The organism is Lysobacter sp. Hz25 (genome assembly GCF_046097045.1).
Classification (GTDB): domain Bacteria; phylum Pseudomonadota; class Gammaproteobacteria; order Xanthomonadales; family Xanthomonadaceae; genus Lysobacter; species Lysobacter antibioticus_B.
Map to the genome: position 1 here is coordinate 2,969,933 of NZ_CP175666.1, position 12,676 is coordinate 2,982,608.

The window sequence follows — 12,676 nt, forward strand, 5'->3', positions numbered from 1 at the left end:
GATGCCTTTACTGCGCGAGCAAGATCAATTGCCAAGCGAAGCGATCCTTCGCGACTTCGCCTCTCAACTCCCGCCGTTGCCGCCCGCAATCCGGTACTACGACGACTACGAAGGCAAGCTCCGTACGATACGTTACCCGCAAAATTTGGAACGATTCGATATCCATGCTGATGGTCGAATCCTCCCGATTTCATTCGATCTGCGTTCTGATGCCCTTGTCGCCCTGCTCAAACATGTGTTTCTGCATCTGCTCGGCGCAGACCTGGCTGCGCGAACTGCTGCAAATTACGTGCTAGCTGGAAAGCGTCTGAGTGTGAGTGATGTTGCCAAGTTTTTCGAGACTGGACCAGCGAATGTTCAATCATGCTGGGCGGTACTGACTGCAAAACAGCTGCAGCGAGATGTGTATCTTTGCATGAAGACCTTGCTCAGGGTGATTTCTAGGTATCGAATTGGAGGTTGGGCGGAGTCCTACAACGATGTCATTTCTGCCCTACCCCTGCCCTACATGGACAAATATGCATCCGTTCGTTCAGGCGATGCTTTCCTGTCTGTCAATGGCGAAGCCGCGGTCGTCAGGTATTTGAACGATGCTGCATTGAAGTCAGGCGAATCCATGGGTGATGACGAGCTTCGAGAAGCCGCCATGCTGCTTTGCTGCTATCAATTTGGAATGCGCCCCATTCAAATCTCAATGCTGACGTTGCGAGACATGCGGGTACGTCATGAGCCACAAGAAGCATTTTCGACGGTGCATCTGACATTTCGCATGGTCAAGCAGCGGAACTCCACAGCCACGAAGCCGCTGCCACGGCGGGTGAAGCAAGAGTGGACTCCAATATTCGCAGAGATCGATCGACGATCGCGGGAAAGCGGCCAGGACTCAGCTGAAAAAATATTTGGGATGAAATCGACGCTGGAAGCGAGTCAGCGCATCATTGGCGATATTTTAAGAAACTTCATTGCGCCTCCCCCGATAGCTCGTCGTTCAGCTATTACAGTCCGAACTCCCGTTTGAAGCTCGACAGAACGTCATTGGTGTAGAAGTAATCCGGCTCGTGCTTTGCGGCGCGCACCATTACCTGGAACTCTGGATTCTCCGGATCATCCGCATTGAATTTGACTAAGCCAATACCGACAACACCCGCAAGTGCGTCGAGGCGCTTCAAATCATTCGGGTTGGAGTTTCGCGGCACGGCGATATATACGCGATGTGCGAAGAGCTTGTACGCGCAAGCCTGGCCAAAAGCGACGATAAGGCTCTGTGCATCGATCTTGATTTCGACGGCCACGACTTCGGTGGTGAACTTAATCGGATCGGAAGGTCTGGCTTCATAGAGGCCTATCACGTCTGGAGTCCCCCACTTTCCGCCTGCCCCGTTGCCGCCGATGGGCTCGGCACGCGTGGCCTCTTCAAGGTCGCCTACAAGGAAATCAGCAAAAGGCTGATAGAAATCTGCCTCCCGGTGCTTGGACGCGGCAGGCGTTGCCGTAGGCGCCGGTTCTTTGGTGACTCCGCCACCGATGGCGTAGACGCCTCGATCCGGACGCGAGACGCCCTCCGGCAAGTGGACGCGGAAATGATGGAGTGAGCCGTTGACCGTGTTCGGGTTCTCGTCAGGGAGCGCGGCACGCACGGCGCGGTGCAGATCCGCCCAGCGAATTCCGTCCGGGTTCGCCCTAATGACTCTGAGTGCGGCTTCAGCCACACGCTTGCGTGCCGTGGTCATTTCATTCCCCTTTTTATATACGTAAATGCAACGCGCGTCGGCTCGCGCGTCGGACCCATCAGGCGCTGAGAAGCTCCAACATTGCATCGATGTACTGATACTCGCCCTCGGGAAACCAGATAGCCGAGATGTGTGCATCGGCGAGGCGTTGTTCGAGACTAACTCTCTTGGCCGCGTCGCCAGGGCTGGCGAGGATGGCGTAATGGTGCGGGAGCGAGTCCGCACCCAAGTCCTGGGCTATCTTAGCGAAAGTCTGGATGGTGCGATCGTAGCTCAGACTGCAGCCAAGAAAGAGGAAACTGAAACTGGTGTAAAGGCGTTTCAGGAGCTTAGGTAGAGGAAAATCAAAGTGGATGTTGCCATCGTTGCCATAGGCGGAGTCGTATTCCCCACGATTTAGCACGCGCTCGGCGGCGTTATTGAGATTGCCGTGAAGTTTGAGCAGGTGCCGGTCACCGGCGGGGATGGCCCGATAGAAGGCGTTGATGGAGCCAGTCGGAGCGCGGCCAGTGGTCTTTTCCACAAAGCCTTTCCCGCACTTCTCGTAGGCCATCTCCAGCACGCGGTCGAAATTTGTGGTGATGACGCAGTTGTCGAAGAGGTCGGGTAGCCTTAGAACGGCGCAAGCGAGGTCACCCGGGGGCGTGAAATCTCGCTCGAAATCGAGATTGAACCGCGCCTCTCCCAGTTTCGTCACGAGGTCGTGCATGACGCCCTCGTAGTCTCCGTGGTCTTCCAGGCGCTGACGCATCGTCGCTTCATCGAATCCCGACTCGGGACAGAGATTGAGCAGGTATTCCTTCCACTCCGGGCATCCCGCGCTCTTAGACATACCCGCGCCAACGAAGGGAATAACGAAACCGCGCTGGCAGGCGCGCTTCAGTTCGTCGAAACGCTTTTCATTGCGAGGAAACAGGTCGGAGTTGAGTACCCGTTGCTTTTCTCCAAGGTCATAGCGGGAGGCCTCCTCCTTGTAGAGGATTCGGTCGCCGAAATAGAAGGCGCGAGCGGGATTGGCCAAAGGAATTTCGGTGCCGTCGGCTCGCTTGCAGACGACCTGGATGGCCTCGTCACCCTTGTCGTCCACCACGGCGTCGAAGGCAGCGTGGCGACCGATGCCGGCGATTTCCTCGACGGTAGCTTCTGGATCAAACTTCAACGTCGGCATCGGCTTCCTTCCCGTACGTGAGCTCGGCGACGGCGGCAGCGAGGAGGTTCGCGGCGGCGGCACGGGCGGTGGCAAGCTGAGCTTCGAGCGAGTCCACCAGAGTCATGAGTTCGTCCATCTTCGCCACGATCCGGCGTTGTTCGGCGACGGGGGGGATTGGAACTGGAATTCGCTCCCATTTCCCTTTGTTGATGATCGGAGTCGCAGAACCCGAAGCGCTTTCGCGAACTTGATCCTGAAAGTAATCCGCCGTAACCGCGATATAGATGAACTCTGGCACGTCGCGCTTCAGCCGCAGCGAATTAATCTGCTGATTGAATCCAATTGATTCTCGGCAGATTGCCGCCTTACCAATAGAGCCACCAATACACACCATGAGAATGTCGCAGGAACTTGCCTCCGTGCTGTTCGCCAACCCCTTGGCTGTAATGCTCTTTTCGGCCGCAGTGAAACGGCCGCTCACAGTGATCTGCCCGGGACCTATGAAAGGGAATCCTTCACCATAATTCTCAGGGTCGCTTGTTGGCGGAGTCTTTCCGGTTCTGCAAAGTCCCAAGGTTCCGAGCGGTTGCCATCGCCAGCTTGGCGGAAGGTCAAACAGTGAATCGCATTCTGCAGAATCTTCCAACGGTTCATCGTCTGAGTCTTGGGCGACGAGTTTGCCTTGGACAGCGAGAGTAAGGATCAACTTACGTAAGTCTGACGGAGAAATGCTGAAAGAAGAATGGAAGAGCGAATTGAGGTTGGCCGGGGTGGGCGCTCCGGCGAAGCGGGCCAGCGATGCCCGCACCAGGGCATCGCGCCGCGCCGCCCTTTCCTGCTGCTGGTCCTCCAACAGATCACACAAAGCCATCAGCTCATCCACCTTTGCCACGATCCGCTTCTGCTCGGCGAGGGGCGCAAGGGGCACCGGAATCTGAGACACGATCTTCCCAGACACTTCGCGGAAGGTAGTTCCCGAAGCTTCACGGTCGATGCGAGCGGCCGCGCTTTTCAGGTAGTAATAAAGAAACTCGTTCGTTTCAGTGATGAACGGGACGCAGGACTTGAATCCTTGATTGGTTGCCAGGTTGGTTCCGGAAATCGCAACGTAGCCAATCGGCGCTCGGCTGGAGAAGAGAACAGAACCGATGGGTAGGAGTCGCGCTGAGCTCTCTTCAAGACCTTTCTTTGTTATGCAACGACGTCCGCGAAGAATTCTTTTCTCCTTGAAGCCGTTAAGGTCCGCTGGAGTAAGCCAAGGAATTCCGTCGTCGGCGAAGTAGTCTGAGTTGTCGGAACGAGGGGTGCCGCCTCCGACGATGTCTCCGATAGCTCGGAGTGGAACCCACCGCCACGAAGCCGGCACCTGATGCCAGCCCTCCACAGCAAATGAATCCTCCGATTCGATCTCTTTGCTCGCTTTGGCGTGACCATTCTTGCGAGCAACTGCAATCGCTTCGAGTAGAGCGCTGACATCGCCTTCGGCCGGCTTTTGCTCGACAAGCTTTCCTTGCATCGCGAGCTGAAGCACCAGTTCGCGCATCTTCGCCACCGCGTCGGGCGCCTCTGTGAACTGCTCAAACTTCTCGAAAAACGTCTCTAGCTTCATCCGACCGTTCCGGCGGTAGCTGCGAGGGCCTGACGCAGCTCCTGTTTCAGTTTCGCGCGGGTCTCGGCGATCTGGGCGAGGAGCTTTTCGTATTCCGGTAGCAGGTGGTCCACGTCGCCGGGGCTGGCGTCGGGGTTGTGCGGGTTCTTGAGGTCGAGGTTGAAGTTACCGGCCTTGATCTGGGCGAGTGAGACGCGCCAGGCGTATTCGCTTTCCACCCGGGCCGCAAAGCCATCGGCTTCATCGCCCCACCACGCTTTCTCGGGCTCGAACTCCTCGATGCGAATGGGCTTGCCCTTGTTGTAGCTCTTGGCACCGGGCGGATACGGATGCTCGTAGTACCAGACGTCACTCGTCGGCGCTCCCTTGGTGAAGAAGAGCAGGTTGGTGCGGATTCCGGTGTAGGGATTGAAGACCCCATTGGGCAGGCGGACGATGGTGTGGAGGTTGCACTCGGTAAGGAGAGCCTCCTTGATGCGCGTCTTCACGCCTTCGCCGAAGAGAGTGCCGTCGGGAAGCACGACCCCGGCGCGACCACCGGGCTTGAGGAGCTTCATGAGTAGCACGAGGAAGAGGTCCGCGGTCTCGCGGGTGCGGAACTCGGCGGGATAGTTGGCCTCGATACCGTCCTCCTCCATGCCGCCGAAGGGCGGATTGGTGACGATGACATCCACGCGCTCCTTCGGGCCCCAGTCACGCAGCGGACGGGCAAGCGTGTTGTCGTGCCGGACGTTGGCGGGCACGTCAATTCCATGTAGCAGGAGATTCGTCATGCATAGGACGTGCGGAAGGTGCTTCTTCTCGATGCCGGCGAAGCACTCCTGGATGATGCGCTCGTCAGCATCGGTCTTCGCTTGTTTGCGCAGATGCTCAATGGCGCAGACCAGAAAGCCGCCGGTACCGCAGGCGGGATCGAGTAGGGTCTCGCCGAGGCGCGGATTGACTTGTTCCACAATGAACTGAGTGACGGCGCGCGGGGTGTAGAACTCACCTGCGTTGCCTGCGGACTGAAGGTCCTTGAGCAGCTTTTCGTAGATGTCGCCGAACATGTGGCGGTCATCGGAAGCATTGAAGTCGATGCCATTGATCTTGTTGATGACCTGCCTCATCAACGTGCCGTTCTTCATGTAGTTGTTGGCGTCTTCGAACGCGGCGCGGATGAGGCCGGACACGCGGTCACCGCCGACCGTCAGGTTCTTCAGTTTTGGTAGGAGGGCATTGTTGACAAAGTCGAGGAGCTTGTCGCCAGTCATGCCCTCCTCGTCCAAAGCCCAGTCCGACCAGCCCAGGTGCTGCGGGAGAGGAGACTTGTAATCGTCGCGCAGGAGTTCGAGTTCCTTTTCGCGATCGTCGAAGATCTTGAGGAAAAACATCCAGCCCAGTTGTTCGAGGCGCTGCGCGTCGCCGTAGGTGCCGGCGTCTTTGCGCATGATGTCCTGGATGGTTTTGACGAGGTTCGAGACGTTGGGCATGGATCAGGCAGCTTCTTGGTAAAGGGCGGTTTCGAGTTCGCGGATCGCGGCGAGATAGGCTCGCTTCCCGCCAAAGAGATTGACGATTTCCGTAGGGGTGCCGAGGGACGGCAGCGGAGTGACTTTGAGAATGTCCATTGATTCCACGCTAGCTATGCCGCTGTCGGCATATTTCTGGAGCAAGGCATCAATGACAGCACGGGCTTTATCGCCATATTTGCCAAAAATGTCGCGCTTCTTCACCTTCTCGGCGCGCTCCTTGCGAGTCAGCGGTGGCGCATCGAATGCCACATGGCAGACGAGGTCAAAAGCGTCGTAATCGCGCCCGACCTGCTCGGCGAGTTCATCGAGGAAAACGCCCTTGGTGGCGAGCTCCTCAAGTACGGCCTGCTTCTTCTCGGCATCGTTCCAGACGGTCAAGAATGCATCGAGGGTAGCGTAGGTATTACGGACGGTCTTGCAGGTGTAATCGGTCAACGACTCAGTAATGAGGCGAGCGTCTTCGTCTAGATACTGAACGCGCTCCACGGCGACAGAAACAGGGACGTTATTGACTACATAGCGCCGGGGCGGCTCCGACCCATCGCCGCCGGGACCGAGGCCGGGATCGGGAGGAATGGGGGCATCAGGGGGTTCGCTGCTAGGCGATGGCTCCACGGGCGGTACGGGAGGATCGTCCGGGCCAGGCTCGTAGATCTGCACGGGGTCGCCGTCGAAGGTCGGATCGGCGAACAGTGCGGTTGCCCCGCGAAAATCCATGATGGTGAAGAAGAGCTTGCCATAGTCCTCGTTTATGCGCGTGCCACGCCCAATGATTTGCTTGAACTCCGTCATCGAAGCGATGCGTTTGTCGAGGACGATGAGCTGGCAGGTCTGAGCATCCACGCCGGTGCTCATAAGTCGCGAGGTGCAGGCTACGACGGGATAGGTGGCCTCCGGGTCGATGAAGTTGTCGAGCTGGGCCTTGCCCTCGTCGTCATCGCCGGTGATGCGCATGACGTATTTGCTGTTGGCTGCAGCGAGATCTGGATTGGCGTTTACCATAGCCTGCCGCATGCGATCAGCGTGGTCAGTGGTCTCGCAGAAAATGATGGTCTTTGCAAAACGGTTTGTGGCGCGAAGAAACTCTGTGACCTTCGCGGCGACTAGTTCTGTGCGCTTTTCGAGAATGAGATTCCGATCATAGTCGCTCAGGTTGTATTCGCGGTCCTCGATGAGATTGCCGTATTTGTCCACCTGCCCCTGCTCTGGTCGCCAGCCGAGAACGTCCTTGTCGAGGCCGATGCGTACGACCTTGTAGGGCGCTAGAAACCCGTCGGCGATGCCTTGGCGCAACGAATAGGTGTAGATCGGCTCGCCGAAGTATTCGATGTTGGAAACGTCCTTGGTCTCCTTGGGCGTGGCCGTCAGGCCAATCTGCGTGGCGGAGGAGAAGTATTCCAGCACCTGCCGCCAAGCTGCATCGTCGTCGGCGCTGCCGCGATGACACTCATCGACGACCACAAGATCGAAGAAATCGGGCGAGAACTGCTTATAGATGTTTTTGTCCTCCTCCGTGCCGGTAACGGCTTGGTAGAGGCATAGATAGATTTCAAACGCCTTGTCTACCGTGCGATTGACGATCTTTGTCATCGCAGTACCAAAGGGCTTGAAGTCGTTGGTCTTGGTCTGATCGGCTAGGATGTTGCGATCCACCAGAAATAGGATGCGTTTCTTGGATCCTGACTTCCAAAGCCGCCAGATGATCTGGAAGGCAGTGTAGGTCTTGCCCGTACCGGTGGCCATGACGAGTAGAATGCGATTTCCCCCGCGAGCGATGGCTTCGACGGTGCGGTTGATCGCGATGAGCTGGTAGTAGCGCGGTGATTTTCGGGATCCATCGTCGTAGTAATCTTGGGTGCTGACGGCAATCTGTGGCTGGGTCAATCCTTTGGCAGCGCAGAGACGTGTCCACAACTCCTCGGGCGATGGAAACTTATCCAGTGGAATCTCGCGGGTCACGGTCCCGTTGGTGGCCGTACGATCGTGCTCCAGGAATGCGTCGCCGTTGCAACTGTAGGCAAAGGGCACATCCAAGATCTCCGCGTATTCCAGCGCCTGCTGCATGCCGTCGCCGATGGTGTGATTGTTGTCCTTGGCCTCGATTACTGCGATCGGCAGGTTGGGTTTGTAGTAGAGAAGGTAGTCGGCCTTCTTGGCCGCGCCCCGATGAACGGTCTTCCCGCGCACGACGACTCGCCCCTTCGTGAAGTAAGCCTCCTCCTTGAGCTGGGTCATCAAATCCCACCCCGCGCCGTTTGGGCCGCAAAGCGCCGGCGTAATGAATTTCGAACGGATGTCCGTCTCTGAAAGGAGTTTCTTGTTCATTTGCTTGGCGTGTCCGGCTCGCAATAGCTACGTGGGGTTACTTTACTAGCTGCAACATGGGCTTCGCCCGCGGGGGCACGTCAAGCTCCGGGCTGGCGGGCAAAATCTGAGCGAGTAGCGCAGGATTTACGTCCAATTGCCTGGCCACCGCATCCCGACCGAGCTTGTGATGAACGCGAAGAACGTCCAGCGCCTTGGTTACGATCTCTGCCTCTTCCTTCTGGCAAAACGCGTCCTCAGCCTCCTGAATCGCCTCGCCTCGGTTCTTCAAGGTGATCACAGCACCACGGTATTGGTCATCGTCGAGCAACTCTAGGGACTTTGCTCGGTACAAAATCGCGGCCTTACTGACTTGGAATTCCAGCTTCAAAGCTCGGATGCCCGCCCAATCGATGCGGCTCCCACGTTTGGGGAAAACCTTCATGAAGGTCGAGCGAGGCATGAGGAACGCCGAAGCGAACCTATTAGCCTCCGTTTCGGTCTTGCGATCTCCGGTGACATGACCTTCGTGCAGGACCAGATGTCCGAGTTCGTGGGCAATGTCGAAACGCATGCGAAATGGGCTCGTTTTTGCATCGTTCCGGACAATCACGGGGCGGCGCGACGTGATCGACAGCGCATCGACCTCGGTTGAGGCATCCTTAAAAAATGCGACGACGGCACCGGCGCGCTCCACCACGCGAACCATGTGAGCAATCGGCCCTACGCCAAGTGACCAGTGGCGGCGAACACGCTCCGCCGCAAGCTCGATTTCCTCAGCGGTGTGAGCGCCGGAAACATCCGGGAAATCGACTTCTGGCAACTTCACCTTCGTGTCGATGAACTCAACAACCTGATCGAAAATCGTGCCCATCGCCAGTACCCGCTGCCGAGTACTAGTCTTCGTGGAGGCCAACTTTCGGAAATGCGCCTGATCTTCAGACAATAAAGTACTGGCAGACTTGTAAAAGAACGCCGGCATGACCTGGAGGGAATCCGCCAAAGCAAGGACTATCGGGTCGTCTGATCGAGGTTTGGCTTTGCCGGTCTCTAGCTGAGATATGTATTGACGGGTTTTGTCGATGTCGATCGACACGTCATTGAGTGTCTTTCCCCAAAAATGACGCGCGAGCCGAAGCTGCCCCCCGTTAAACGTCTCGGTCACCAATGGTGTTGTTGGAAGGGTTGGCTTCATAGGAATCACCAGATGTTGCTTCGTCGTCGTAGATAGGTGCCAGATCAATCGGCGGGAGTTCGGCTGCAGCCGGGATGTAGTCATCCACGGCGAAGAAGGTGCGAGCCGAATCGGTGTATTGCCACTGAGCAACAACCTCTTTCATCCGGTTGTACCCTACGAAAAAGACGCGATGTTCATCATCCTCGGTGAGCGCTCGTTCCACGATGAAGCGCCACAGATCCACCGACTTGTCGCCGCTTTCGGGCAGCAACTCCAACTGGTGCATTTCACTATCGGTCGGATTCAGCACGCGAATCTTGCGCGGATTAAGGTGGTCATCCAGAAAGAAGCGCACCGGATGCGGCCCGAGTCCGATCAACAGGTCGTTACCGGCGTGCTTGATGGTGAGCCATGGATAACGCCGTGAAGCGACGAGCTGCCTCAGCGCATTGCGGATGCGCCCCCAAGGGAGAGTGCCTTGGGTATAGGCGCAGTCGTGTTCAGTGCTGGCGTCGAGGAGAGCCTTATGAAGAACCTCGAGCATCAGCTGCGCGATGATGCTCAGGCGTTCCGGGGCCAACTCTTCGGAGATTTCTACGGGACTTGCCAGTTTTTCCACTTTACTGTTCCCAAATGGAGTTCTGTCAAGTCAATAATTATGCTGTTTTCGGAGTTTGTCAACTCCATTACGCAACACCTTTGTGGGTGCCTCGTTCCGCCCAGGCTCCGACGTTGCGCCTATGGGTGAGCTAGAGTGCAACAAAGAGGGCTCGCGTCCATCTGCAACAGTCGTTGATGGGCTTTTTACAATTTTGCCCGAGAAAAATGAGATTACTTCGATGCAACATAGACAATTTATACCAAGATTACGAAGTAATAGATGGGAGTGCGGTCACCCAGCGTGCACTGGGCTCGCGACCCGCTCCCGCTAACCAGGATCCCCAGATGACTCGCCCGCCTTGCTGGCCCGATAACAGTCCTTGCCCCAATGACTGCGCCGCTGCGCTGCTGCATCGAGAGGCCTACAACCACCTCGATCTGACCGGACCCTGGGCCGGTTGGCGACTGCGAGGCCGCGACTTGATAACGCCCGACGGCGAACGCTTCAGTCCTGAGCGACTACGTGGCCTGGCTTGGCGTCAGGACTTTGAACAACGACGGGATGCAGCGAGCAGCAGGAACGCCGCAAGGAAGTCGACGCGGCAACTGGTCAAAGTCGTCGTGGTCGACCTCGGCGAGTACCGCGTAAATGGCCTGGCCGTTGGTTAGCCGATAACGAAGGCCCCGTCAGGAGCTTTTCATTTGCAGGCGTCGTAGACGCGATCGTTCCAGGCTCTGCGCCCGTCGTAGCCGGTATGCCGGCCCTGTTCCGACTCAAGATACGCATCGCGCCTGCGTTTCATGTCCTCGCAGGCGCTGCCGCCGGAAGCCGCCGTAATCCGTGTCCCTTGCGGGCGCGGCCTGGGATAGCCGTCGGTGCCGGCCATTCGCGACAGATAAGCGGACTCGGCGCGGGCGCGTTGAGCGCGAAGTCGTGCAGCTTCTTTTTGTTGGGCCGTCAGCGGCGCATCAGGCACGAAAGACCGTGTCTTGGATTCACGATGCCCTACCGGACAGGCTTCGTTCTGATAGGTGACGTCACCCCGCGAATCGACGCATTTGCGAATGATGCCGTCGCCAGGCTGCGGCGTATCGCATGGCCCGTCCATATAGATGGTTTTGCCGCCTTGGACGCACTTGTGAAACGACTGCGCCGCGGCATGCGTGGTAACCGCGAACAACAACAGCAAAGCGATCCGTGCCTTCATGGAGCCCCCTAGCCCATTCCGTGAAGTCAGAATAACAGAGGTCTCTCGCCTCGGGCCTTGCCTCGGGCGCCGCACCTGACGCAGCGCTGTCATATCCGCTGCTCATCATTCCGGGCAATTTTTCGCCCGGAGATTATGGCCATGCCCGTGTTATCCCGTGCTCTTCGTCACACTGCGGCTGCCGCCTGTGCCGCTGCCCTGTTGCTCACCAGCGCCGCTGCGCAGGCGCATAAGCAGGAAGTCCATCGCCGCATCGTCCTCGATGCGGTGGCCTTCATGAAAGCCAATCCGGGCATCACCAACTACAACCGCTTGCTGGCCGGTGTGCAGGCCGCGGGTTACACCATCGACACCTTCGCTGCGGCGATCGGTCAGGGCGCCTACGACGTCGACGATTTCTCCGATACCTACATCTGCGGCGCGATCACCGGCGATTGCGTGAAGGCGCCGTTGTGGGGCACCACCTCGTCTCTCGTCAACTACACCTCGTACTGGCACTTCCAGGACCACGCCAATAGCCGCGACGTGCACGGCAACACCTACGGCGGCTACAACTACGAGCGCAGCGTGATGAAGGGCGACATCGACAACCTGGCCGCCGACTGGTTGTGGAACGACCATCTGGACGACGGCGCTGGCGGCATGAAGGGTTGGTTCGGCGATACCAGCCGCTATAACACCTACGGCGTGACCGAGAGCAAGTACCGCATCGGCAGCAGCTCGAGCGCGTCGATGTACGCCGACTTCCAGAAGATGCCGTTCCAGCCGATCTCCAATCTCGGCCAATACTGGTTCACGCAATTTCTCTCCAGCCCGACCGCGCAGTCGCTGGGTTTCATTCTGCACACCACCGACGTCAGCGTGCCGCAGCACACCTGGTCGACCTCGGGCAACAACCATTCCGATTACGAAGGCTGGGTCGAGAACTACTACTACACCGAGAAGCTCAACGACCCGGCGCTGGTGAAGCTGGCGCTGAACGATATCCCGGCACTCTCGGCCACCGCCACCGACGTGCGTCCGCTGATCCACCAGCTCGGCGCCTATACCTACCAGAACGGCGCGCTGGCGCTGTCGTCCACGGCCTACTCCGACCGCCTCGAGGTGTCGCGCAAGACAGTGCCGCGCGCCATCGCCATGGTGGTGCGTGTGCTCGACCGCGCGGCGGAGCGTCTATCGCCGTGAGGCCGTTTTCGGCGATGGGATTCGTGGCAGGGCTGATCACCGCCCTGCTCTTCTCCGCGCCGGCACTCGCGGTGTCCGGCGTGCCGATCGACGGCACTTTGCCGGAACCGCGCAGCGCGCTGCGGGTGAACGACTGGACCTTGTCCACGGCCGCGCTGGACGCGCTGTTGCGTGTGGTGCGCGAGCACAAGCCCGGCGT

Annotated in this window: 11 protein-coding genes; 3 read left to right on the forward strand and 8 right to left on the reverse strand. The window is 58.2% G+C overall.

Annotated features, from left to right (window positions below; translation table 11 throughout):
- Position 1 precedes the first annotated feature (1 nt).
- A complete protein-coding gene (locus ACKN61_RS12535) occupies positions 2-1,018 on the forward strand; it encodes a hypothetical protein (protein WP_408953717.1) in 1,017 nt (338 codons plus the stop codon).
- On the opposite strand, the gene ACKN61_RS12540 is transcribed toward ACKN61_RS12535, so the two are convergent.
- Genes ACKN61_RS12540 through ACKN61_RS12570 form a run of 7 tightly spaced genes read right to left on the reverse strand, consistent with a single transcriptional unit; the run spans position 996 to position 10,103 of the window.
- Positions 996-1,730 (reverse strand): hypothetical protein, encoded by a 735-nt coding sequence (locus ACKN61_RS12540; RefSeq protein ID WP_408953718.1) that lies wholly within the window; start codon positions 1,728-1,730, stop codon positions 996-998. The genes ACKN61_RS12535 and ACKN61_RS12540 overlap by 23 nt on opposite strands.
- A gap of 58 nt (positions 1,731-1,788) precedes the next feature.
- Complete coding sequence (locus ACKN61_RS12545; RefSeq protein ID WP_408953719.1) at positions 1,789-2,898, reverse strand: SIR2 family protein; 1,110 nt, start codon at positions 2,896-2,898, stop codon at positions 1,789-1,791.
- Entirely contained in the window at positions 2,879-4,489 is a 1,611-nt protein-coding gene (locus ACKN61_RS12550) for a restriction endonuclease subunit S (RefSeq protein WP_408953720.1), read from the reverse strand. Before ACKN61_RS12550 ends, ACKN61_RS12545 begins: the two co-directional genes overlap by 20 nt.
- On the reverse strand, positions 4,486-5,961 hold the full coding sequence (locus ACKN61_RS12555) for an N-6 DNA methylase (RefSeq protein ID WP_408953721.1): 1,476 nt from the start codon (positions 5,959-5,961) through the stop codon (positions 4,486-4,488). The genes ACKN61_RS12550 and ACKN61_RS12555 overlap by 4 nt, the downstream gene beginning before the upstream one ends.
- 3 nt (positions 5,962-5,964) lie before the next feature.
- Positions 5,965-8,328, reverse strand: a complete 2,364-nt coding sequence (gene hsdR / locus ACKN61_RS12560; protein WP_408953722.1) for an EcoAI/FtnUII family type I restriction enzme subunit R — start codon at positions 8,326-8,328, stop codon at positions 5,965-5,967.
- Positions 8,329-8,365: 37 nt separating this feature from the next.
- A complete protein-coding gene (locus ACKN61_RS12565) occupies positions 8,366-9,502 on the reverse strand; it encodes a helix-turn-helix domain-containing protein (RefSeq protein ID WP_408953723.1) in 1,137 nt (378 codons plus the stop codon).
- Positions 9,456-10,103 (reverse strand): hypothetical protein, encoded by a 648-nt coding sequence (locus ACKN61_RS12570; RefSeq protein WP_408953724.1) that lies wholly within the window; start codon positions 10,101-10,103, stop codon positions 9,456-9,458. Before ACKN61_RS12570 ends, ACKN61_RS12565 begins: the two co-directional genes overlap by 47 nt.
- Positions 10,104-10,429: 326 nt before the next feature.
- Between ACKN61_RS12570 and ACKN61_RS12575 the strand changes: the two genes are divergently transcribed.
- Entirely contained in the window at positions 10,430-10,753 is a 324-nt protein-coding gene (locus tag ACKN61_RS12575) for a DUF3653 domain-containing protein (RefSeq protein WP_408953725.1), read from the forward strand.
- A gap of 29 nt (positions 10,754-10,782) precedes the next feature.
- On the opposite strand, the gene ACKN61_RS12580 is transcribed toward ACKN61_RS12575, so the two are convergent.
- Positions 10,783-11,292, reverse strand: a complete 510-nt coding sequence (locus ACKN61_RS12580) for a hypothetical protein (protein WP_408953726.1) — start codon at positions 11,290-11,292, stop codon at positions 10,783-10,785.
- A 141-nt stretch (positions 11,293-11,433) separates the two neighbouring features.
- Here ACKN61_RS12580 and ACKN61_RS12585 point away from each other — a divergent pair, with 141 nt between their 5' ends.
- Positions 11,434-12,477, forward strand: coding sequence for a hypothetical protein (locus ACKN61_RS12585; RefSeq protein WP_408953727.1), 1,044 nt, complete (start codon positions 11,434-11,436; stop codon positions 12,475-12,477).
- Positions 12,478-12,676: the final 199 nt, after the last annotated feature.